This is a genomic window from Bifidobacterium sp. FKU, from assembly GCF_026016385.1.
Classification (GTDB): domain Bacteria; phylum Actinomycetota; class Actinomycetes; order Actinomycetales; family Bifidobacteriaceae; genus Bifidobacterium; species Bifidobacterium infantis.
Window position 1 is genome coordinate 612,447 of the sequence record NZ_CP092888.1, and the last position, 23,915, is coordinate 636,361.

Below are 23,915 nucleotides of genomic sequence, written 5' to 3' on the forward strand. Positions count from 1 at the left end.
AGAAAAGCGGGTGTACGCCGCCGGCGTATCCGAGCTTCAAACCCCTCGCTACAATGGGGAGCCATGAGTGAACGCGCGCGAAACGTAAACAGCACCGACACGTCGAGAACCGGTGCCGCAGAAGCCGGGACAGACCCGGACGACGAGAATCGTATCGACTTTGGTACTTTGTTCCCCGCCAAGGGAGATTCCCGCAGGCCACCGGAATGGTTCGGCCGCGCGCTGCTGTATGTGGCCCTCGCCGTCATCGTGTTCATGTTCTGCTGGCGCTCGTGGGGCGACATCTCCTATCTGGTGTTCGACATCATCATCTCGCTGTTCCTGGCGCTGGCCGTCGAACCGCTGGTGGTGGCGCTGGTGGCTCATGGCTGGAAGCGTGGCGTGGCTTCCGCCGTCAGTCTGGTGGGCGTGGCCGTGGTCGTGGGTGTGCTGCTCACGCTGTTCGGCAATATGTTCGTACAGCAGATGATTGCCATGGTCCGCGGTTTGCCGGCAATGTATGGGCAGATTCGTGAGTTCGCGGACCAGTACACCACGTTCAAGATGCCGGAAATCAGCAATCTTGGCATGGAAATCTTCAACAATATCCAGACCTCGTGGGTCACCGATTTCGCCGGCACCGCCATGAGTACGGTGGGTGGCCTGTTCTCCTTCCTGCTGAACCTCATGACCGTGGTAATGACCACGTATTACATCTCCGCCGCCGGCCCAAAGCTGCGCCGCTCCTTCTGCCAGTGGCTGGCCCCCAACACGCAGCGTCGATTCCTGCTGGTGTGGACCGTGGCCCAAGGCCAGATTTCGTCCTTCCTGTTCTCCCGTTCGATTCTGGCGTTGATCAACGCCATTTGCACTGCCATCTTCTTGGAGATCCTGCATGTGCCCTACTGGCTGCCGTTGGCCCTGTTCTGCGGCGTGGTATCCCAGTTCATCCCCACGGTCGGTACCTATATCGGCGGTGCGCTGCCGGTGCTGTTCGCTTGGGGCAACCGCGGGTGGACGTACGCCGTGGCGGTGCTGGTGTTCATCATCGTCTACCAGCAGATTGAGAACCTGATTCTCTCGCCGAGAATCTCCCAGCGCACGATGGACATCAACGCGGCCGTCGCCTTCCTCTCGGTGCTGGCGTTCGGCTCGCTGTTCGGCGCGTTCGGCGCGTTCCTGGCGCTGCCGGTCACCGCATCGCTGCAGGCCATTTTCCGTGCGTACACCAAGCGCTATGAGCTGATTGACTCACCGCTGATGAACGATCCGACTCCGGAGAAGAAGTCCAAGATCGTCGAGGCGTCCGAGGCGTTCGGCGAGCACGTATTGCAGCCAATCGGCGAGCACATGCCACGTGCGGCCAAGGGGTCCACCAGCCGTGTGCCGATGAACGAGGAACTGCGTTTGCTGCAGGAACAGATCTATGCGATTCCGCCACACGAGACGAAAGAATCCGATTTGGACGATTCCGCCACCGTGGCGATTCCGAAGAACGTGCTATCCTCCAGCGCTCGCAAGGGATTGCGCGGCACCGAGCCGGAGTCGGATGCCGATGATACCGATAACGCCGATAATACAGTCGGTGCGGATGCAAGCTCTGATGAGCCGGACGCGGCGGCGATTCCGCAGCGTGGTGCCGCGGATACGCAGCAGCCTGAGCAGCCCGAGCAGCCTGAGCGGTCCGCCGAACAGCCTGAGCAGCCCGAGCAACGCAAGCAAACCAAGCAGTCTGATCAATCTGCCTCCAGCAATCCTAGGGCGGGGTGGTGCTGATGACCCTGCTTTCAGTACTCGATATTCTTCTGGTAATCGTCGGTGGTGCCGGCATGATATATCAGGGACTGTGTATCGTGATGTCCCTGTTCGCCAAGCCCGTGCGCTTCCCCGACGCCCCGATGACCAACCGGTATGCCGTGCTGATCTCCGCGCGCAACGAAGAAAAAGTGATCGGCAACCTTATTGGGTCGATTCGCGATCAGACCTACCCGTCCGACCTCATCGACATCTGGCTGGTGGCCGACAACTGCACCGACAACACCGCCGACGTGGTGCGGTCTTTGGGCTGCCATGTGGTGGAACGCCACAACCTCGAACTGATCGGCAAAGGGTATGCGCTGACCCATCTGCTGGGACACATGCTCGACACCGGCGTGGCCGACGACTATGAGGCCTACTTCGTGTTCGATGCCGATAACAAGCTGGACAAGCACTACTTCGAGGAAATGAACAAGGCGTTCTGCTCCGGATTCAAGATTCTGACCAGCTACCGTAATTCGGTGAATCTGGCGGATAACTGGGTGTCTTCTGGTTCTGCGCTGTGGTTCATCCGTGAATCGCGATTCCTGTCTAACTCGCGTATGATTCTCGGCTCCTCTTGCCACGTGGGCGGTACGGGATTCATGTTCTCCCGCGAGGTGATGAAGCGGAACAAGGGATGGAAGTTCCATCTGCTCACTGAAGATCTTGAATTCACTATGGATTCGATTCTGCATGGCGACCGCATCGGCTATTGCGGTACTGCGATTCTCTACGACGAGCAGCCGGTTACCTTCTCGCAAAGTTGGCGTCAGCGTTTGCGTTGGAGCAAGGGATTCCTGCAGGTATTCCGTTATTATGGCTCGGCATTGCTGAAACGCGCGGTTCGCGAACGTGATTTCTCCTGCATCGACTTCACCTTGATGCTGTGTCCGTTTACCGTGTTGGGCGTGATTCGCGCGGTAATGGGCTTGCTGTTCGCCGCGTGTGGCTTCGTGAGTTGGCCGAGCCAGCTGCAATCGCTGGCCAGTTGGTCCAGCGGCATCATCATATCGGTGTTGGGCCTGATGGCATTGGCTGCATTGACCATCATTGTCGAGCGCGACCAGATCGGTGCCACGAACAAGGAGCTGCTCGCCTATGTGCTCAGCTTCCCGATTTACATGCTCAGCTACGTGCCGATCTCCTTCCAGGCCCTCTTCGCCAAAGCCCAGTGGAAGCCCATCGCGCATAAGGGTTGACCGAGTCCGCTAGTCCGGAGCCGCTCAGCGGGGCAATCCAACAGCAACCCGGGGGGTTTGCTTCGCTGAGGGTTGGCTGGTGGGCTAGAGTGGATGTATGAGCTTAGACAATACTCAAAGGAATGTCGGATTTCAGCCGCCGATGATGCCAGCCGCCGCCCCCCGCGCCTGCACAGCCGTCGCAACCGCAGCCACAAGCATGGCCGCCGAATCCGAATGCGGCGGTGTCCATTCGTGGCCTGTTCAAGCACTTCGACCGGAAGATCGCCGTCAACGGACTCGCGCTCGATATTCCGGTCGGCTCGTTCTATGGACTTGTAGGCCCCAACGGCGCCGGCAAAACCACCACGCTCAATATGGTGACCGGTCTATTGGTACCGGACGCCGGCACCGCCATGATTTTGGGCCATGACGTGTGGAGCGACGTGAACACGGCCAAGCGCATGATCGGCGTCATGCCCCAGCCCGACCAGATCTTCGACCGACTGACCGGTTTGCAATTGCTCGTCTACTCCGGCATGCTGCGCGGCATGAGCCGCGATGAGACCACGCGTCGCGCCCAGGACCTGCTCAATGCTTTCGACTTGGCCGGGGCCGCCAACACGATGGTCACCGATTATTCGGCCGGCATGACCAAGAAGATCTGCCTGGCCTCCGCGATGATTCATAGCCCGCGCATTCTGGTCCTGGACGAGCCGTTTGAATCCGTGGACCCGGTGTCCAGCGCCAACCTCAAAGACATCCTCATCGAATACGCGAAGACCGGCGGCACGGTGATTATCTCTTCGCACGTGATGGCATTGGTCGAAAAGATGTGCACGCATGTGGCCGTAATCAACAACGGTCTGGTGTGCGCGGCCGGCACGGTGGACGAGGTCGCCGCCGGCGAAGAACTCGAAGACCGCTTCCTGCAACTGGTCGGCGGCCGCCACAAAGCCGCCCATCTCGCATGGCTCGACGGCGGGCAAGCCCAAGCCCAAGCACCAACTTCGGTCCAGCCGGTCCAGCCCATTCCGCTTACAACCGCCACGCCCGCCACACCCACCGATGAGGCCCGCCGATGATCAGCAGCGCCATCACCCTGGTCCGCCTGCGCTGGACGCTCACGCTCGCCACCCTGCGAAAATCGGCGTGGCAGACCGTCGCCTATGTCTTTTCCGCCGTACTCGCGGCCGGCACCATCATCGGCACCGGCGTGCTCGCATGGTTCATCGGCATACTGCCGCCCTTCACCGTGAACGCGGATGGCTTTCCGCTGAACATCCTTGGTTCCGGAGGCATCGTCAACATAGTCGTCGTGCTGGTCGGCGCGACCATGACCATCTTCATCGGCTTCATCCAGCTCATGATGCTTGGCGAAGGCTCCACCATGAACCCACGCAAATTCGCGCTCTACGGCATCGCCGACCGCAACCTGCAATTCGGCTTGCTGCTTTCCGGCCTGTCCGGCATCCCCGCCCTTACCGGCGTGGCCTCACTGATGCTCTGGACACTGGCCTATCGGCATATGGGACCAGCCGTAATCATCAGTTCCCTCCTCGCCGCAGTGCTGGCCGTCATCACCATGATGAGCATCTCCAAACTGCTCATCGCCCTATTCACCACGCTGGTGACCAGCAAACGCGGCAAAGGCGCGTTCTATATCTTCATCGTGCTGACGTTCGTTATCATCTGTCAGTTGCCGAACATTCTGGTCAACTCCGGCGTGGCCTTCAGCCTCAACACCGAAACCTGGGGCGCGGCGACCACCATCGTCGCATGGACGCCGTTCGGTGCGGCCTTCCAACTACCGTTCGACGCGCTTACCGGAGCCTGGGCGGTGCTGCTCGCCCGCATCGCCATCCTTGCCGTCACATGGATTGTCTGCTTCGCCGTCTGCACCTGGTGTCTGAGACATGAACGGCTCACCATCGGCGCAAACAGTCCGTCCGAGACCGCCAAAGGCATCGGCGCATTCGCATGGATGCCCGATTCGGCATCCGGCGCGGTTTCCGCACGCCTGATCACCTATCTCAAACGAGACCCCCGCCAAGCCATGACCTTCGCCATGCCGGTCCTGTTCCTGATCATCTTCGCCTTCCAGGCACACGGCATCAGCGCGGTCGTCTGGCAGTCGCTGATCTGGTGCGGCTGGTTCATGTCCGTCGTGGAAAGCAACGGGCTCGCATATGACGGCCGCGGCTTCACCATGGAAGTCATCGCCGGCGTGCGTGGCCGGACCGACAGAATCGGCCGCGTACGCGTCTACGTCGGCATCATGGTCGTCTACATGGTGCTGCTCTATCTCGCCGGCATCGTGCTGGTCGGCGCACTGACCGGCCGCTGGGCGCAGCCCGATGACCTCACTACCGGCCTGATCTTCCTCGCCGTGGACATGGGCATCGCCTTGAGCGGACTGGGCGTGGCCGAAGTCACCTCCTGTGTACTGATGTACCCGGTCGCCTCAATGGACAAGCCGTTCTCCGCGCCTCAAGGCCGCGCCATGGCCCAAGGCTTCTTCCCGTTCGTCTACATGCTTGGCAGCCTGCTGCTCATGCTGCCCACTGGCATCGTGGCGCTGGTCATGCTGCTGACAGGAGCCGAAGGCGGCATGTGGCTGGCGATTATTCCGGTCGCGCTGGCCAATGGCATCGGCATTCTGGCACTCGGGACATGGCTGGGCGGTAAGCTGATGGATGCGCGAATGCTCTCGATTGTGGCAACACTCGACTCGTTCGCCTCATTGCAGAAATGATTGCCTTGGCATAAGGAGCACGATGGTATCTACAGCGGTATCACGCCGTCAGCGACGTGAAGCGCAACGGCGGCCCCAACAATCGCATCGCCGAACACTGACCGTCATCATTTCCGCACTGACCACCATCGCCCTGTTCGCGGGGTACTGCACCGCCGACATCACCGACGTGGCCCCCGGATTATTGACGTTGAAGCCCGTCACCGCACCTGTTTTTGCCGATCCAGCCACCGCCAAATCAGGCGGCACCGTCGCCGGCACCTTGAACACGAACAAGGCCATTGATTCCACGGCCGCTTCTGCGCTGGTCAACGAATTGCTGTCCGCGCAAGGCGTGGGAAACGATACGTCGGTGATCATTGAAGACGCCCAAGGCACCGTCGCCGCCGAACACGAGTCGAACACTCCACGCGAGCCTGCATCCACACTGAAAACGCTGACCGCGCTCGCCGCCTCATCCACCCTGAATATGGCATCCACCTTGGATACCCAAGTGTTCCTCACCCAATCCGATGACGGCACCAATACGTTGACCCTCAAAGGCAATGGCGACATGCTGCTGTCTGCAGGCGATTCCGACGCCAACCATACCAACGGACGTGCCGGTCTGAACACCTTGGCCAAGGCCACCGTGGCCGCGCTCACCCAGCGAGGCATCACTTCCGTCAATCTCGAGTACGACGACACCCTATTCGGCGACTCACGCATTCCCGCAGGTCTGTCGGAAGGTGGCGCGGTTTTAAGCGACTACACCGTCTACTTCACGCCGGTCTCATCAATGGCGATTGATGGAGGCCGCCAACACACCGCCGATACGCCTGCGCCGGCCGACCCCGATGATTCGGCCGGCTACCCGGAACTGTCCCAGCACACCGCCAGCGACGTGGCCACGAAATTCGCCGAACTGCTCCAATCGAACGGTGTGGCCGTTACCGGAGACGTGACGGCAAACACCGCTCCATCCGGCGAAACGCCTTTGGCTTCGGTGAGTTCGGCAACACTGTCCGAAATCATGGCATACACGTTACGGCATTCGGACAATACGCTGGCCGAGGAGTTCGGCAGACTCACCGCTTTGGCGAAATCAGCGACAAACAGTCCTGAAGGCGGCACGGAGGCGGTCAAATCCACTCTGAACGATCTCGGTCTCGATACATCCGGTCTGACCATGGCCGATTGCTCCGGTCTGTCTCCCGGCTCCCGGCTCACCGTACGCACGCTGGCGGCCGTCCAACAACGTAATCTGACCACCAAGAGTGGCGCGGCCGGCGCGGAAGGTCTATCCATCGCGGGATTGGTGGGCACGGCGCAGGATCGGTATACGGATGATGCCGTGGCTGGTCTGCTGCGCGTCAAAACCGGCAGCCTCGGCACGGTTGCGTCGATGGCCGGCAATGTGTCCCGCACCAATGGGGGAGCGTTGTCGTTTGCCGTGGTGGTCAACAATCCTGAGGATTATGCCGCCGCGCGTAGCGCCATCGACTCGTTCATCACCAAGCTCGCGGGGCTGTAAAAGACCCATCAAGTGCCATCAAAGGCTACAAAGGCCGTAAACGTCCATAAACGCACGAGTACACATAACCAGAAAAAGGGTGGTGAGTACATGGCATATTCCGCACGATTGCGCAAGGCCGTAGGCGCGGTCCGCGCAACGCTGAGCGCTGTGGAACTATGCGATGTGCAGGCTCCCGAATTCGCGCAGCATGGGGACCATGCCGTTGCCGCCGATGCGCCGCTCGTGCTCGTGGCCTGTTCAGGCGGGCGCGATTCGATGGCACTGGCCGCGGTGAGCCATATCGTATGCACGTCCATGGGCGTGCGTTGCGGTGCCGTGATTGTGGATCACGGCTTGCAGGAGGGTTCCGAACAGGTCGCCGGCGAGGCTGCGAATCGTTGCCGTGCGTTGGGACTGGGCCCGGTCATCGTGCGCAACGCAACCGTGCAGGCACGCGGTGAGGGCCTCGAAGCGGCCGCGCGGCAGGCCCGGTACAACGAGCTGTGCGCCGCGGCGCGTGAATCAGGTGCCATTGCCGTGCTGTTGGCCCACACTATGGACGATCAGGCGGAAACCGTATTGATCGGACTGCTGCGCAGCCGTGGCGTGGATGCGTTGGCCGGCATGCCGCAGGTCTTCACACGCAGTGGCGTGACTTTTGCGCGGCCGCTGCTTACCCTTACTCGAGCCGAAACCACCGGCATCTGTGAAGACTTAGGTGTGGAATATTGGGATGACCCCACCAATGGCGATGCGGTAGACGGCGAGTTACCGAACGACTATCCGTTGCGCTCGCGGGTGCGCCATGACCTGCTGCCGGCCATCGAGCGATTCGCTGGATTCAATGTCGCCCGCCATTTCGCTGAAAGCGCACGGTTGGCCAGAATGGATAAGGAGTATCTGGATCAGCGATCCGACGAGGTGATGGGGGAGGCGGTTACGACAGTTGATTGGCCGGCATCGTCTGCAGCGGTATCGACCGATACGCCACGAGCCTGTGCGGCAGGCGATACCAACGATTCGAGCCATGGTGTCGGCCTGATGATCAGCGTCAGACGTATTGCACGTGAGCCAGAGGCGATTCGGTTGCGGGTCATCGCTCACGCGCTGAGCCAAGCCGGTATGAACGCCAGTGCCGCCCAGATTGCCGCCATCGACCGGCTGGTCGTCGATTGGCATGGCCAAGGCGGCGTCTCACTTCCCAGAGGTTATTCAGCCAATCGCAAGAAACACGTCATTCGCGTGTGCCAAGATGGTGCGCATGCGAATCGCTGACGTTGAGGAAGATATTGACCACGAGCTGGTCAGCAAAGAACAGATCGATGCCAAGATCCACGAGATGGCCGCTCTCGCGAGCGAGGATTACCGCGATAAGAATCCGCTGCTCGTTGCGGTGCTGAAAGGGGCCGTGAATACGCTGGTCGCGTTCACCCAGGCCATGAGCATTCCTGTACAGATCGACTTCATGAGCCTGTCGAGCTATGGCTCGGGCACAGTGTCGAGCGGTGAGGTCACAGTCAGGCAGGATTTGTCCGCCGATGTTCGCGGACGGCACATCTTGATTGTGGAGGATATTGTTGATTCAGGACACACGCTCGCGTGGCTGGTCGCAGAACTGAAACGTCGTGGTGCCGCTTCCGTGGAGGTCTTCGCTTTGCTGAGCAAGCCCTCCCGCCGAGAGGTGGACGTTGATGTGAAGTACGCCGGCTATGAGATTCCGGACGAGTTCGTCGTCGGCTTCGGCCTCGACTTTGACGAACGCTACCGCAATCTCGATTCGATCGCGGTCCTCAAGCCGTCCGTCTACCAAGGAGTGCAAGCATGAGCTTCCCGCAAGGGCCGGGTAACGGCAATAATCCGAACCCGAACAACAACCGTAACAACGGCAACCCGTTCACCAACCCGTTCAACCGTGGCAATAACGGGAACAATGGCAAAGGCAACAACAACGAGAACCGCCCGATATGGCAGTCCCCTTGGCTATGGGGTGCCGTGCTCGTGGTCATGGTCGTGCTGATGTTCCAGATGTTCGCCGGCGGTGGCACCAAAACCATCGACACCAAAGATGGTTTCGCGCTGATCAATCAGGGCAAGGCCACGTACGCCGAGATTACGGACAACAAGCAGGTCGTCCGCCTTAAGCTGAAGAACGACTACACCAAGAAGAATGCCGACACCGGCAAGGTGACCAACTACGGCAAGAACGTGCAGTTCTACTACACCTTCGCGCAGGGCGCCCAAGTGGCCAAGGCCGTGGAGAACGGCAACCTTGAGAAGGGCTGGACCTCGAACATCGAGCAGACCAGCATGCTGAGCTACCTCGTCACCTCGATCCTGCCGTTCATCATCTTCTTCGCCCTGTTCTGGTGGCTGATGAGCCGGATGGGCGGCGCCGGCGGCATGCTCGGCATGGGCGGCAGGAAGAACAGCGGCAAACTGCTCGACGGGCAGACCCCCACCACCAAGTTCGCCGATGTGGCCGGTGAAGACGAGGCCGTGGCCGAAGTCGAGGAGATCAAGGACTTCCTCAAGGATCCGTCCAAGTACAAGGCGCTGGGTGCGCGCATCCCGCGCGGTGTGCTGCTGTACGGCCCTCCCGGCACCGGTAAGACGTTGCTGGCCCGAGCCATCGCAGGCGAGGCCGGCGTGCCGTTCTACTCGATGGCCGGCTCCGACTTCGTCGAAATGTTCGTGGGTCTCGGTGCCTCCCGTGTGCGCGACCTGTTCGATGAGGCCAAGAAGAACGCCCCCGCCATCATCTTCATCGACGAGATCGATGCTGTGGGCCGCAAGCGCGGTTCCGGCATGGGCGGTGGCCACGACGAGCGCGAGCAGACGCTGAACCAGCTGCTCGTCGAGATGGACGGCTTCGACAACGACACCAACCTCATCATCATCGCCGCCACCAACCGTCCCGACGTGCTCGACCCCGCCCTGCTGCGTCCGGGCCGATTCGACCGGCAGGTGGGCGTGGCGGCCCCCGATCTGGAAGGCCGTGAGGCGATCCTGAGGGTGCATGCCAAGGGCAAGCCGTTCGTGCCGGACGTCGACCTGCACATGGTCGCCGTGCGCACGCCGGGCTTCACCGGTGCCGATCTGGCCAACGTGCTCAACGAAGCCGCCCTGCTGTGCGCCCGTGCCGGTGCCCAGTTGATTGACAACCGCGCCATCGACGAGGCCATCGACCGTGTTCAGGCCGGACCGAAGCGTAAGTCCAAGGGCATGGCTCTGGAAGAGCTGCGCAACACCGCATACCACGAGGGTGGTCATGCGCTGGTGGCCGCCGCCCTGAACAACACCGATCCGGTGACCAAGGTGACGATTCTGCCGCGAGGCCGCGCCCTCGGCTACACCGCCGTCATGCCGACCTCCGACCGCTACTCGCAGTCGCGCAACCAGCTGCTCGACCAGATGGCCTACGCGATGGGCGGTCGCACCGCCGAGGAAATCGTCTTCCACGACCCGACCACCGGTGCCTCGAACGATATCGAGAAGGCTACGAGCATCGCCCGTACGATGGTGATCGAATACGGCTTCTCCGACAAGCTCGGCGCCATCAAGTGGGGTTCCGACGACGATCAGACCACCGTGATGGACGGTCTGCAGCCGCGCAAATACTCCGACCGCACCGCCGAAGTGATTGACGACGAGGTGCTGAAGCTGGTGGAAACCGCCCACACCGAGGCGTGGACCATCATCAACGACAACCGCGATATCCTCGACGAGCTGGTCCGCCAGCTGCTGGTCAAGGAAACTCTGAACGAGAAGGAGCTTGCGGAGATTTTCGCGCCGATCAAGAAGGCGCCGGTCCGCCCGGTGTGGCTGTCCAACGACCGCCGCCCCGACTCGGACAAGCCGCCGGTGGAGATTCCCGAAAGCCTCAAGCGCTCGGTCGGCATGAAGCCGGAAGAGTAGACACGATGACGATTCGGCCCGACCTGTTCATGTGGTTTCTCACGTACGCAGGCCGGGCCGACGTCGTTGTGGACAATGACAAGGGAGAGATGAGATGAACGAATATATAGAGTCTTGCCAGCGGGAGAAACGCACATACGACGAGGAAGGCGTGCGCGAAGCCGTACGCCTGTTCCTGAAGTCGATTGGCGAGGATCCCGAGCGCGAGGGACTGGTGGAAACGCCTGACCGTATCGCCCGCGCGTGCCGCGAGCTGTTCGCCGGTCTGCAGGCTTCCCCGGCCGATGTGCTGGAGAAGCACTTCGACGTGGATACCGACGAGCTGGTGCTGGTCAAGGACATCGAACTGTATTCGGTGTGCGAGCATCACCTGCTGCCGTTCCACGGCGTGGCCCATGTGGGCTATATTCCCGCCAAGGACGGGGTGATGGGGCTGAGCAAGCTCGCCCGACTGGTCGAGGTGTATGCTCGCCGGCCGCAGGTGCAGGAGCGACTGACCCAGCAGATCGCCGACGCGCTGGTCGAGTATGCGGGCGCACGTGGTGTGATTGTGGTGACCGAATGCGAGCACCTGTGCATGTCGATGCGCGGCATCAAGAAGTCTTCCGCCCGCACGGTGACCTCTGCGGTGCGCGGCATGCTGCGCAATCCGGCCACCCGAGCCGAAGCCATGAGTCTTATTCTGGGTAAGTAGCGTTCGGCAAGCCCTCTGACAAGGGAGTTCACCTGCATGGAAGGAGAACCAATGACTGATCTGCAAGCGTTGCGCGACTCGTCGCGCACCATGGTGATGGGTGTGCTCAACATCACCGAGGACTCGTTCTCGGACGGCGGCCTGTGGCTGGACCCGGCCAAGGCGGCCCAGCACGGGCGCGACATGATGGCCGCCGGCGCGGACATCATCGACATCGGCGCCGAATCCACGCGCCCCGGCGCCAAGCGCGTTGCCGAGGCCGACGAGCTGGCCCGCATCACCGGTGCCGTCAAGACATTGATTCCGGCCGGTGCCATACTGTCCATCGACACCACGCGCGCATCCGTGGCCGCCGCTGCGCTGAGCGAGGGCACCCAGATCATCAACGACGTCTCCGGTGGCACGCTGGATGCCGAACTGCCGCATGTGGTCGCCGACCACGACTGCCTGTACATCGTGCAGCATTGGCGCGGTTGGCTCGCCGGCTCCAAGGGCGCGAACCCCGATCAAGACACCTCCGTCTACGAGCACGGTGTATTGACCGACGTACACGACGAACTCATGCGCCAAGTCGACGGTGTGCTGGCCGCCGGCGTAAAGCCTGAGCGCATTATCATCGACCCGGGCCTGGGCTTCTCCAAGCCTGGCATCGAGCACAACCTGCCGCTGCTGACCGGACTCGAGACCTTCCGCGCCACTGGATATCCGGTGCTGATCGGCCAGTCCCGCAAACGCTTCATCTCGGCGATGCTTACCGAGGCGGGCGCTGCCGGTGCTGATGGGCCGATCATGGCCCAGCGCGATGACGTGACCGCAGCCTTGTCCGCCCTGTCCGCCGAACATGGCGCATGGGCCGTGCGCGTACACGACGTGGCCAAAAGCCGCGCCGCCGTCATCGCCGGCAACACCTGGCGCGAATACGCATGATTCCCCTGGCTCCCTGTTTTGGTTGCTTCTAGGCCTTGGCTCCCCTCGGGCGAGGGGAGCTGGCGCCGAAGGCGACTGAGGAGAGCATTTGAGCAGAAAGCCTTACCAATGGACACCATCACACTTACCGGCGTACATGCCAACGGCACCCACGGTGTGCTCGCCTTTGAACACGAACGGCCACAAACCTTCGTCGTGGACGTCACCCTGCACCTTGATCTGGCCGCAGCCGGTCAATCCGACGATCTCAACGACACCATCGATTACGGCCGTGTGGCCAAGGACATCACGGCTGTCATCGAAGGCCCTCATGTGGACCTGATCGAGCGTCTGGCCCAACGTATCGCGGATAAGATCCTTGCCGATGCGCCGGCCGTCGCCTCCATCGACGTCACCGTGCACAAGCCTCATGCGCCCATCGTCGTGGCTTTTGCAGATGTATCGGTCTCCATCTCGCGCGTGCGTGCCACCGATAATGGACGCACTGCTGAAGAGCATGCCATCCATAACGCGGTGGTGGCCTTGGGCGGCAATGTGGGCGAGGTGGAATCCACCTTGCGAGCCGCCGTTCGGGAGATTGACGCGCTGCTCGGCACACAGGTGACCGGTATCTCACCGCTTTACCGCACGGCCGCGTGGGGCATGGCCGACGGTACGCCGGATTTCCTGAACGCCGTGGTGGAGCTTGAAACCACAATGGGCAGCCACGAATTGCTCGCCGCGTTGCAAAGCATCGAGGCGAACCATGGGCGAATTCGTGAGAATCATTGGGATTCCAGGCCGTTGGACTTGGACATTATCGACTTTGATGGCATCACCAGCGCGGATCCGGATCTGGCATTGCCCCATCCGCGTGCTTGGCAGCGCGCGTTTGTGCTGGCTCCCTGGGCGGCGCTGAATCCGAACGCCAAACTTGCCGGAGCCCATGAGGGGCCTGTAGCCGATTTGCTGGCCGCCGCACCGGACCGTAACGCCGTGCAGCTCGAGAGCGAAGACTGGATGCTCGGCGGGCATGCAGTCAAGCAAAAATCAGCGTCGGAGTCGGCACCCGTCTCACGCAAGGCGATTATTTCGCTGGATTCCACCTCGCAGGATGTCGAACGGCTGTTCCGCGAAACCATCGTTTCCATCGACAGTGTTCCTGGCAATCAGGTACAGGGCATCTCGCCGCTCTACCATGTCAGCCATTTCGACGGCCCGGACGCGATGAGCGCGGTCATCCAAATCGAAACCAGGTTGCCGCCCGCCGACCTGATTGCCGTATTGGGCAGCATCGAAAGTGTTCATGATCTGGCAGTCGACCTTGACCTTGTCGACATGGAAGGCGTGACTTCCGACGAGCCCAACTGCAGCATTCCTTGGCCGTCGGCCCGTAACCATGCGTCGGTATTGGCACCTTGGCTGGATATGGACCCGAATGCTTCTCTGGGCGGCGACCCGGTGGCCTTCCTTTTGGCCATGGCACCGGATGCCGGACAGGTCGGATTGCTATCGGACAACTGGATACTGTCGAACAGTTGAGCTGATGGCAGAACCAGTTACGAACGGTAGGCTAGAAACCAGACGGTGACGGACCGGTATCTGACCTCGAACAGCCAGGCACGGCAGTGACGAAAACCAAATCAAGATGAGCAGCCTAGGAGCGAGGGCCGTTCGCAAACAGCAACGCAACGATAAGGAGGCCGGACATGAAAACACGGCGAACAGCATGGTGGCAGTATGTGATCGGTGCCGTGCTGGGCCTGTTGGCGGGTATCGGTCTGGCCTCCTACGGCGAAAGCTCGGGACTGTCGCTGATTGGTGCGCCTCGGATTGTGACCGGATTGCTGGCCGTGCTGGGCGTTATCGTGCTGATCTTGGCCCTGCAAGTGCATAAATACGCGAATACCGACCCCAAGAAGCGTCCGCATAGCTTCATCAATCCCACTATCGCGGTGTATACGCTGGTGCTGTCTAAGGCACTGGGATTGGCGGGCGCAACGCTTGCCGGCTGGTATGGCGGTCAGATTGTGATGAGCCTGAGCCATATTGAGGCGGATTTTTATGCACACGCCGTCACCGAGTGTGCAATCGCGGCCGTGGTGTGCATCGCCGACATGATCATCGGCATTATCGGCGAATGGTTGTGCCAGCTACCGCCGAACGAAGGCCCCGAAAACCCGAAAATCAAGGAAGCCAAGCGCCGTAGCGACATAGCCCAGGCCTACAAAAGATAATCCGTATAAGCCCCCTCTGACGAGGGGGCTGTAGGCGTAGCCGACTGGGGGAGAGAAGAAGAAAAAACCACACCATCGGCCAAGCCGATTACCACTATTCCTGCGGCACGCGAACCATAGCTTCCTGAGTGATGGCCGCCACCAAGTCGCCATTCTGCGCATACACTTTGGCGATGCCGAGTCCGCGCCCGTGCGCGGCGATAGGCGTATCCTGCACATACAAATGCCATTCGTTGATATCGATATCCTGATACCACCACATCGAATGGTCGATGGACGCATAGGAAATGCCCGGTGTGGAAATCGACAGTCCGGCGCGGCGCAGCACCGGTTCCATCATCACCTGATCGCAGCCGAGTGCCAGCATCGCACGATGCATGACCTGCGGCACATCGACGTGGCCATCGGCCTTCATCCACACCATCTGCTTGCCGGAATCATGCTCGGCGGAATCCTTGTCCGCGCGCAGCATCACGGTCGGTGTCACGTGGCGGATATCAAACGGCGATTTCTCGGCATAGTAATTGGCGAACGGCGACTGTGCGGCATACGGGCGCATGAGCTCCTTGGCGGAAGTCAACGTTTCGGGATCGGGCAGGTTTTCCGGCATCGGATCGGCAAATTCCACACCCTCCTGACCGGTCTCCTGGAAGGAGGCGATGGCCGTGAGAATCGACCCCTCGGCTTGGGTGACGTTGACCCGACGAGCGGAGAACGAGCGGCCGTCGCGAAGGTTCTCGACGTCAAACAGCAGGTCTTGACGAATATCGCCGGCGGCAATGAAATAGCCATGTACCGAATGCGGCAGGCGTGAAGGGCCTACTGTTTTGGACGCGGCGATCACCGACTGGGCGATGACCTGGCCACCGTAGACGCGGCCGGTGGGAAAGTACATACTCTCGCCATTGATGTATGTGTGATTGCGGTAAGCGGAAGGCTCGCCCAACTCCAGCACCTTCACCAGATGGTCCAATGGAGTTACGGTGGTTGCCTGAGCCATGGCGTTCCTCGATTCCTGTTCTGCTGTGTTCGATATTCGGTTATCGTATTCCAACCTATGGTTGGCAGTCTATCCGGTGGGGGTTAAGAGTTCCGGGAGTGAAATGTAACGAGACTGTTTGGAAGGTAAACGGTTGGTTATGCGGTGCGTTGCCGCTACGTTGCTGCTGCGCTGCCGGTGTGTTGCCGGTGCGCTGCCGTAGGTGACTGTGGGATTTTATGGGATGCGGGGCGGGGCAGCCATGGAGCAATTATGGGAAAGCCGCCCCTGAGGGACGGCTTTCGACGTATAAAGCGCGTTGTGGCACTAATGCCGGCGTATCTCAGCCGCGCACGAGCTTCTTGTGCAGACGGTGCGGGCGGGCGGCGTCCTCGCCGAGGCGAGCCACCTTGTTCTCCTGGTAGGACTGGAAGTTGCCTTCGAACCAGTACCACTTGGCCGGATTGTCGTCGTCGCCTTCCCACGCGAGGATATGCGTGGCGACACGGTCAAGGAACCAACGGTCGTGGGAAATCACCACGGCGCAGCCCGGAAACTCGAGCAGTGCGTTTTCGAGGGATTCCAAGGTCTCGACGTCCAGATCGTTGGTGGGCTCGTCGAGCAGCAGCAGGTTGCCGCCCTGCTTCAGGGTCAGGGCCAGGTTCAGACGGTTGCGCTCACCGCCGGACAGCACGCCGGTCAGCTTCTGCTGGTCGGCGCCTTTGAATCCGAAGCTGGCCACATAGGCGCGGGTCGGCACCTCCACACCGGCCACCTCGATGAAGTCGAGGCCGTCGGACACGGCTTCCCACAGGTTCTTGTTCGGATCCAGGCCCTCACGGTTCTGATCCACGTAGCTGATTTTGACGGTGTCGCCGATCTTCAGCTCGCCGCTGGTCAGTGGCTCCAGGCCCACGATGGTCTTGAACAGCGTGGACTTACCCACACCGTTCGGGCCGATCACACCGACGATGCCGTTGCGCGGCAGCGTGAAGGACAGGTCGTCGATGAGCACGCGCTCGCCGAAAGCCTTATGGATATGGTTGGCTTCAAGCACGGTGGAGCCCAGGCGCGGGCCGGCCGGAATCTGAATCTCGGAGAAGTCGAGCTTCTTGTTGTTGCGTGCCTCGTTCTCCATCTGGTCGTAACGTTCCAGACGGGCCTTGTTCTTGGCCTGACGGGCCTTGGGGGAGGAGCGCACCCAGTCGAGCTCGTTCTTCAGTCGCTTGGCGAGCTTGGCGTCCTTGGCTCCCTGGATCTCCAGACGCTTGGCCTTGGTCTCCAAGTAGGTGGAGTAGTTGCCCTTGTACGGGTACAGGTGGCCGCGGTCGACCTCGCAGATCCATTCGGCCACATTGTCCATGAAGTAACGATCGTGGGTGACGGCAATGACCGCGCCCTTGTACTGGTGCAGGAACTGTTCCAGCCACAGGATGGACTCGGCGTCCAGGTGGTTGGTGGGCTCGTCGAGCAGCAGCAGGTCCGGGGCCTCAAGCAGCAGCTTGCACAGGGCCACACGGCGGCGCTCGCCACCGGAGCACACGTTGACCGGGGTGTCCGGGTCGGGGCATTGCAGGGCGTCCATCGCCTGCTCAAGCTGGGAGTCGAGGTCCCAGCCGTCGGCGGCGTCGATCTCGGTCTGCAGCTTGCCCATTTCTTCCATCAGGGCGTCGAAGTCGGCGTCCGGGTTGGCCATTTCTTCACCGATCTCGTTGAATCGGGCGACCTTCTCGGCAATCGGGCCGAACGCCATCTTGATGTTCTCGCCCACGGTCTTGGTGTCGTCCAGCGGCGGCTCCTGCTGCAGGATGCCGACCGTGAAGCCCGGGGTCAGCGTGGCCTCGCCGTTGCTCACGGTTTCGAGGCCGGCCATGATCTTGAGCAGGGTGGACTTACCCATGCCGTTCGGGCCCACGACGCCGATCTTCGCGCCGGGCAGGAAGCTCAGGGTCACGTCATCGAGAATCACGCGGTCGCCGTAAGACTTGCGGGCCTTGATCATCTGAAATACGAATTCTGCCATATAAGTGTCTTATCCTGTCTTATCGTTGCAATTTCAACGTTTTGCCGGGCTTGGATTCCGTGATGACACACTGTGGAACGATGCGTCCGGTTTCGGGGGTTTCCGAACGACCCGTTTGATGCCGCCCGTCCCTGGATTTCCGTGTCATCGCGGCGCCTCGGTCCCAAGCAAAAGCACCTTGTGGATTATCCCATATCCCATCGTCATACCGCAACGGGGGATCTCCTGTAAGTACATTTGGTGGCAGTTTGGTCATGCGGCTAGTTTGCGTCGCAATATCTTCGGATAATTCTGTCTGAACGTGCGCCGGTCGCCGCATCTTGTGGTCGGTTTTGGCGCTTTCCCCGGCTTTGAATTTCAGTGCGGTCAGTTCGATGGTGCACATGAGGTCGGCGGTCTGCTCGAGATGATAATCCTTGGGGTCGGCCTTGCGATAGGCGACCGCCTCCTTGGCGAGCGTGTAGCTGGCGGAGGCCTACAATGCGTTGGTGACGACCTGCTGTCCGTTGTCATAATGGATCTTGATGGTGTCGTACGACTGAAACCGGTTGAGATGCGTCAGCAGGTAGTCAGCCAGGATAACGCCCGTCTTCTTGCGTAGATTCGGTTGTGGGTTCCGATGAAAAGGACATGGCCCGGCTTTGGTACGATTTTCAGTCGCTTACACATGAAAACCGCGAATCCGCCGGCGCACCCGGGTCGTGGGCGGCTTCCCCGGCTCCAACAGCTGGCCAACAGCCAATCTGCGCAAAGAAGCGGGCACTATCATTTAACAAATGTGAAATACAAGTAACAATTGACGGAATACCATTGCGGGGAATAATAACCAGCTAGGTGAAGAAAGGAGTTGTTATGGTAGACGTCAAGTTACATGGTATTGCCGAAGGCCGTCTGGGAACTGGTTCAATGTGCTACGATTTGGCAAATGGTAACACAGTCGCAGATGTTGTAAAGCATGTAGCTCTACAAGATGAAGGCCTGACAAGGACCCTAATTGATGAATCTAGACAAAAGCCTCGTCGACTTTGTCGAATCATGATTAATTGTCCTTCTTGTGGAGCAGGTAAATGAATTCTATTGAACAACGGCTGCAACGTGCTGCTTTATTGGCTTCTGGTATTGATGCGTTTGGTACGGGCTTGTTTGTCAGCGCTGCGGCGGTAATTTTTTCTTCATATAATCATGTTTCTGCAGGCATTATTGGTCTTGGACTGACCTTTTCAGCTGTTTCTGGCATGATTGCTTCGATGCCTGCTGCGTATCTCGCCGACCGTATCGGAGGGTTGCGCGTTTTCACTTACTCGTATTTGCTACGAGCGGTAGGAATGCTTGGATGGCTTATTATCTCTGGTGATGCTGCATTTCTTGTCTATATGACGCTGTTCGGTATTATCGACCGCTCAGCAGCATCGCTTACACGAGGACTGATTATCGCACCGCTGAGCCGAGAGCAAGCCACAATACTCTTGGGTCGCATGGCATTACCGACGAATGTCGGTTACGCGCTTGGCGCGGCACTAAGCACAATGATGCTGCTTATCCAGTACGGGAATGTGATCATAGTGGCAGCAAATTCACTCTCGTTCGTTGTCGTAGTTGTGCTATATCGCAGAGCGCTCAAAGGTTGCAATGTAACCGCTGCAAAGGTGAAACGTTCACCGCTAACTTCGTGGACGGTTTTTCGCACTGCACTAACTTCAAGGTCTCGTTCTCGGCTGATTATCGAAAATTTCCTGTTCTCGTTTCATCGTACACTGCTCAATGTGTATCTACCATTACTGATTATTCATTACGCGCCTACCGACACATGGCAGGCGCCAGCCATATTCGTTGCCAATACGGTAGTTATTGCACTAGCCCAAGGTCCTGTCAACCATTGGGCCACGAAAGCACATAATTATGCGCTGGCTTGGCGCTGCAGTGGACTACTGCAGGCAATTGCATTTATTGCTGTAGCCTGCATACCTTTCCTGTCACATGATTTTCCCTTCATGGCACTGGTTATGTTGCTTGCCATGCTGCAGATTATCGCTGAACTGCTCAGCACCGCAGGTATTACCATGTATATGGCATTGCTGAGCAGAAAAGATTATCTGACTACTGACTTAAGCGCTATTAATCTTGGTGGACAATTCCAGAATATTGTAGGGCCATCACTCTTTGCTAGCACGATTACTGCCGCTAATTGTGTGCTTCCTGCTGCTATGGGTATTGCCATTACGCTCGCTGCTGCGCTACCTAGAAAATCCGAATAAAAGCATAACAATCGTGGATACCTCATTGGTAGAAAATCATAATTCGCACAATTCGCCTCTTCCAATCTGTGATTATGTAAGACTGTTTTCTTCTCTTTTGGACAAAGGACTCTACGTAGGATGCGGAAACGGAAGGAATGCGTTTCCACTCCTCTCAGAGGGATGGAACTTATATGCATGCGACGTATCTAATTTCAATATACAAAGAGCCCAAAAGTATTTGCCACAATATTCTGATCGATTTGAGGCTCTTAGCTGTGACCAAGCTTTCTCTTATATACCAGAATTTGATTATGTGATATGTAGTAGAGCCCTAGTATATGGTAGTTTTGAAGAGAGCCTTCAGCGATTTAAAATACTTAGACGGCGGCTTAGGCCTAGCGGAATTCTTTTGTTCCAGCTACCTGCTATTGGAACAGATTTATGGCCTAAATGGGTTAACTATGCGATAACCGAAATGGGGAGTTTGATAGTTGGATACAACTTACATTCCCCGTCAAAAGTATATTTATCGTTTACTGATGTATGTGATTTACGGGTATTCGGATTTTATGGTGGAAAAGGGCTTATAAATCACCCTTCTCCAAATTCTTAATAAGTGTGGAAAAATCGACACCTAAGTTGTCTGTAATGTCGTGATCATTCACTTCATGCCAATTGAAAGTATCGTATAACATAGCTTTATTGAAAGCACTTGAATTAAATCGTGGCTTACGCTTTTTATGGAGCTTCTCATTGAAAAGGATTTTGGCTCGTAAGGCATCAAACGAGTAACCTCTACCCATTCGCTCTACCTGCCTAATAATGCTGTTAATTGACTCCGTATAAGCATTAGTGAGCCTTTTATCAAAGTAGTTGAATATTTCAACATGCCAGTTGTCTACGGCTCTCACGAGGTCTTTATATGCGTCTTTAGAGTTGCTGGACATACAACGGTGTCTCCATTGACTATAACGAAGATGACCTTCATCTGGATCAGGAGTATCCCATATCCAGTAAAACTCTTCTTTGAGTTCATAGGCTTCTTTTAAAGCAGGAAGATTACCTAACCAAGTATCTAAGAGGAATGATTCACGTTCATTTAGATCGTGTTTACGCTTTAGAAGGATAAACCTTTCACGCATAAGGGTACGTCTTTCTTTTTGGCTCATATGGGCTTTCAAAGACTTTCTGACGTTATCTAAGGCTTGATTAGCCATTCTAACTACATGAAACTTATCTACGACAACTTTAGCTTGTGGAAGGATAGTGTTCACTGCGTCTTTGTAGGGCTTCCACATATCCATTGTGACGTACTCAATGTAAGTCCTGTCACTGATTTCTGAAAGACGTTGGATGACTGTTTCCTTGTTACGGTTAGGCTTGATGTCATAAATAGTCCTGCGTTCAATATTAGTCAATACAAGCCGAGGTCTACGGATAATATGTATCTCGTCTATCCCAAGCCACTTAGGAGTTTCAAACTGGTATTCACGTTCTTTGAGTGCCACATAGTCCTTAAAAACGTTCCTAATGGTTTTCTCGTCAACACCAACGCTTTCTGCGACTTCTACAAAGGTCTTAGACATGGATTGCTCTTGAATGGACTTTAAAAGCCTTTTGGTCATACTACGCTTTTCATCTACAGATATTAGGCGTTCCCAGAAGGTAGATCCGCATTCACGACACTTGTATCGTCTACGGTTCAATTGTAAGCCCACTCGCTTTAAACGAATGGGCAAATCCATAATTAGTTGATTTCTTGAACTGTGTTTGTACAACTTGTCAAAACCACATTTAGGACAACGTTCAGGTGGTCCGACTGCTTCAACTTTAAACATCATATCGGTTTCATTTTCTTGTGGCGGTTCTATTGTTTTAATGTCTGGTAGGGATAATAAGTCTGACATATTATTCATCCTTTATTACTCTGCGGTGTTAAGGTATCAATTATAGATTTGATGTCGAAATCATCAGTGTTAAATTATTTTTGTGACCACAAATGCACTTAGAAAATCCCTTAAAGCATTAGCTGGTTCACTTGAATAGGGAGTTGTAAAAAAGTTCCCTTAGCCTGCACAACAAGATAATTTCGAAATATCTTTATCGAACGTAAGTGCAACTAATTTTAGCCCTTCAGCCATTGTTAAATATGGTGCTAGGGTTTCTGTTAAATCTTCTATCGTTAAGCCAAATTTAACAGCTAATGATGCTGCATAGATGACATCTCCTGCATTTTCAGATACAATATGAACCCCTAATACTTTTAGTGTTTCTGCATCTGCTACTAGTTTAAATACACCGGTTGTTTCACGGTTTACAATTGCTCTTGGAACAGCATCTAAAGGTAATACAGATGTCTTCACATCATACCCTTTCTCTTTTGCTTGTTCTTCTGTTAAACCAACCGTTGCAACCGTCGGATTCGTAAACGTAACAGCAGGAACTACCGATAAATCTATTTTTTTGTTTAATCCACCAATAGCATTATCAGTAATAATTCCACCTTCATAGGCTGCTACATATACAAATTGTGGTCCTAAAGTCACATCTCCTGCTGCATAAATCTTTTCATTACTTGTTTGACCAAAATCATTGATCAGGATTTCATTATCTTTTCCAGTTTCAACACCTGCTGCACTTAAATTTAAAGAATCCGTATTTGGTTTTCTTCCAGTGGCAACAAGTAACTGATCTGATTCAATGACTTCTCTACTGCCATTTACTGTTACGTAAACCCTTTTTATCTCTCCACTTTGTTCAACACGCTCAAAAGTCGCCCCTTTGACAAGGTTTATACCCTGTTCAATTAACGCTTTTTCAACTGACTCTGAAATCTCAGGATCATACTCCTTTAAAAGTCGCTCACTTCTTTGCATAAGCGTTATTTCTGAACCTAAATGATGAAATAGTTGTCCAAGCTCCATTCCAATGTATCCTGAACCAATTACAGTTAATCGTTTTGGTATTTTCTTTAACTCAAGAAGTGTTGTACTAGTTAAATAGTCCATTTTTTCAAGTCCTGAAATTTGGGGCAACGAAGGCGATGCACCTGTTGCAATTAAAAAGCGTTTTGCAGATAACTTTGTCCCATTGACCTCAACCGTACTAGCATCAACGAATTTTGCTTCACCTTTAATTAAATCAAAATTATATTCATCAATTAAATCCATATATTTTTGATTCCGAAGTTCGCTCACCAATTTATCCTTTTGCGTGATTAAACTAGCTAAATCCACTTCTCCAGCGGATGTTTGTAAACCTATAAACGGATTGTCTTTTGATAAATGATTGATTTCCCCTGCCCTAAGAAGAGTTTTTGACGGAACACAGCCAATATTCACACAGGTTCCCCCAACCGTTCCACGCTCAATCATTCCAACTTTTGCACCGTATTCTATAGCTTTAATTGCCGAAGAAAAGGCAGCAGCACCAGAACCAATAATAAGAAGGTCATAATTGTCTTCATTAATTAACGCCACGTTTTCTAGTGATGATACTTCTTCAATTTCTCCGGCTTGGTAATTTGCTTCATCAATCGCCTTTATTGCACTTTCAACCTCAATATCATCGGGCAGTTCAAATACTGCTTCACCACGACGATAACTAGACTCAATATTTTTAGCACCTATCTTTTCAAGTGCTGATTCTACGTGTTTTTCACAACCCGTACAAGTCATTCCTGAAATGTTTACCTTAAATTTATTCATAAAAAAGCTC

General features: G+C 56.4%; 19 protein-coding genes and 1 pseudogene. 15 read left to right on the forward strand and 5 right to left on the reverse strand.

Annotated features, from left to right (window positions below):
* The first annotated feature begins 63 nt into the window (after positions 1 to 63).
* From MMB48_RS02850 to MMB48_RS02905, 12 genes and pseudogenes are all read left to right on the forward strand, one after another.
* Positions 64 to 1,755: an AI-2E family transporter gene (locus MMB48_RS02850; protein WP_032744525.1), complete on the forward strand. Its 1,692-nt coding sequence runs from the start codon at positions 64 to 66 to the stop codon at positions 1,753 to 1,755.
* Entirely contained in the window at positions 1,755 to 2,978 is a 1,224-nt protein-coding gene (locus MMB48_RS02855) for a glycosyltransferase family 2 protein (protein ID WP_032744537.1), read from the forward strand. The genes MMB48_RS02850 and MMB48_RS02855 overlap by 1 nt, the downstream gene beginning before the upstream one ends.
* A 142-nt stretch (positions 2,979 to 3,120) precedes the next feature.
* Positions 3,121 to 4,042: pseudogene (locus tag MMB48_RS02860) on the forward strand (ABC transporter ATP-binding protein).
* Positions 4,039 to 5,712 (forward strand): hypothetical protein, encoded by a 1,674-nt coding sequence (locus MMB48_RS02865; protein WP_032744527.1) that lies wholly within the window; start codon positions 4,039 to 4,041, stop codon positions 5,710 to 5,712. The pseudogene MMB48_RS02860 and the gene MMB48_RS02865 overlap by 4 nt, the downstream one beginning before the upstream one ends.
* Positions 5,713 to 5,734: 22 nt before the next feature.
* Positions 5,735 to 7,225, forward strand: a complete 1,491-nt coding sequence (gene dacB, locus MMB48_RS02870) for a D-alanyl-D-alanine carboxypeptidase/D-alanyl-D-alanine-endopeptidase (RefSeq protein ID WP_032744528.1) — start codon at positions 5,735 to 5,737, stop codon at positions 7,223 to 7,225.
* A gap of 90 nt (positions 7,226 to 7,315) precedes the next feature.
* The gene (gene tilS / locus MMB48_RS02875; protein ID WP_032744529.1) at positions 7,316 to 8,482 is read left to right on the forward strand and encodes a tRNA lysidine(34) synthetase TilS; all 1,167 of its coding nucleotides are present in this window, start codon (positions 7,316 to 7,318) and stop codon (positions 8,480 to 8,482) included.
* Positions 8,469 to 9,032, forward strand: coding sequence for a hypoxanthine phosphoribosyltransferase (hpt, locus tag MMB48_RS02880; protein ID WP_012472190.1), 564 nt, complete (start codon positions 8,469 to 8,471; stop codon positions 9,030 to 9,032). The genes tilS and hpt overlap by 14 nt, the downstream gene beginning before the upstream one ends.
* Positions 9,029 to 11,122, forward strand: coding sequence for an ATP-dependent zinc metalloprotease FtsH (ftsH, locus tag MMB48_RS02885; RefSeq protein WP_012576956.1), 2,094 nt, complete (start codon positions 9,029 to 9,031; stop codon positions 11,120 to 11,122). Before hpt ends, ftsH begins: the two co-directional genes overlap by 4 nt.
* 94 nt (positions 11,123 to 11,216) lie before the next feature.
* Positions 11,217 to 11,816: a GTP cyclohydrolase I FolE gene (folE, locus tag MMB48_RS02890; RefSeq protein ID WP_007057754.1), complete on the forward strand. Its 600-nt coding sequence runs from the start codon at positions 11,217 to 11,219 to the stop codon at positions 11,814 to 11,816.
* Between the two features lie 51 nt (positions 11,817 to 11,867).
* Positions 11,868 to 12,743: a dihydropteroate synthase gene (gene folP / locus MMB48_RS02895; protein WP_032744530.1), complete on the forward strand. Its 876-nt coding sequence runs from the start codon at positions 11,868 to 11,870 to the stop codon at positions 12,741 to 12,743.
* A gap of 108 nt (positions 12,744 to 12,851) precedes the next feature.
* Entirely contained in the window at positions 12,852 to 14,264 is a 1,413-nt protein-coding gene (gene folK, locus MMB48_RS02900; RefSeq protein WP_032744531.1) for a 2-amino-4-hydroxy-6-hydroxymethyldihydropteridine diphosphokinase, read from the forward strand.
* Positions 14,265 to 14,431: 167 nt separating this feature from the next.
* Complete coding sequence (locus MMB48_RS02905) at positions 14,432 to 14,959, forward strand: DUF3180 domain-containing protein (RefSeq protein WP_013141238.1); 528 nt, start codon at positions 14,432 to 14,434, stop codon at positions 14,957 to 14,959.
* A gap of 94 nt (positions 14,960 to 15,053) precedes the next feature.
* Here MMB48_RS02905 and MMB48_RS02910 read toward each other — a convergent pair whose 3' ends face one another.
* From MMB48_RS02910 to MMB48_RS02920, 3 genes are all read right to left on the reverse strand, one after another.
* Entirely contained in the window at positions 15,054 to 15,959 is a 906-nt protein-coding gene (locus MMB48_RS02910) for an acyl-CoA thioesterase (protein WP_032744532.1), read from the reverse strand.
* A 322-nt stretch (positions 15,960 to 16,281) separates the two neighbouring features.
* Complete coding sequence (gene ettA, locus MMB48_RS02915; RefSeq protein ID WP_032744533.1) at positions 16,282 to 17,961, reverse strand: energy-dependent translational throttle protein EttA; 1,680 nt, start codon at positions 17,959 to 17,961, stop codon at positions 16,282 to 16,284.
* A gap of 19 nt (positions 17,962 to 17,980) precedes the next feature.
* The gene (locus tag MMB48_RS02920; protein WP_230581247.1) at positions 17,981 to 18,346 is read right to left on the reverse strand and encodes a hypothetical protein; all 366 of its coding nucleotides are present in this window, start codon (positions 18,344 to 18,346) and stop codon (positions 17,981 to 17,983) included.
* Positions 18,347 to 18,813: 467 nt separating this feature from the next.
* On the opposite strand from MMB48_RS02920, the gene MMB48_RS02925 reads away from it, so the two are divergent.
* The 3 genes from MMB48_RS02925 to MMB48_RS11665 are packed head-to-tail and all read left to right on the forward strand — an operon-like array spanning position 18,814 to position 20,811.
* Positions 18,814 to 19,032, forward strand: coding sequence for a hypothetical protein (locus MMB48_RS02925; protein ID WP_126386285.1), 219 nt, complete (start codon positions 18,814 to 18,816; stop codon positions 19,030 to 19,032).
* The gene (locus MMB48_RS02930) at positions 19,029 to 20,216 is read left to right on the forward strand and encodes an MFS transporter (RefSeq protein ID WP_032744535.1); all 1,188 of its coding nucleotides are present in this window, start codon (positions 19,029 to 19,031) and stop codon (positions 20,214 to 20,216) included. Before MMB48_RS02925 ends, MMB48_RS02930 begins: the two co-directional genes overlap by 4 nt.
* Before the next feature lie 13 nt (positions 20,217 to 20,229).
* On the forward strand, positions 20,230 to 20,811 hold the full coding sequence (locus MMB48_RS11665; protein ID WP_176338718.1) for a class I SAM-dependent methyltransferase: 582 nt from the start codon (positions 20,230 to 20,232) through the stop codon (positions 20,809 to 20,811).
* Here MMB48_RS11665 and MMB48_RS02935 read toward each other — a convergent pair.
* Together MMB48_RS02935 and merA are read right to left on the reverse strand one after the other, a co-directional pair.
* Positions 20,783 to 22,105 carry an ISL3 family transposase gene (locus tag MMB48_RS02935; protein ID WP_032743809.1) on the reverse strand — a complete coding sequence of 441 codons (1,323 nt, stop codon included), beginning with the start codon at positions 22,103 to 22,105 and terminating at the stop codon, positions 20,783 to 20,785. The two genes, MMB48_RS11665 and MMB48_RS02935, sit on opposite strands and share 29 nt — an antisense overlap.
* A 159-nt stretch (positions 22,106 to 22,264) precedes the next feature.
* Entirely contained in the window at positions 22,265 to 23,905 is a 1,641-nt protein-coding gene (gene merA / locus MMB48_RS02940) for a mercury(II) reductase (RefSeq protein ID WP_080714717.1), read from the reverse strand.
* Positions 23,906 to 23,915 lie beyond the last annotated feature (10 nt).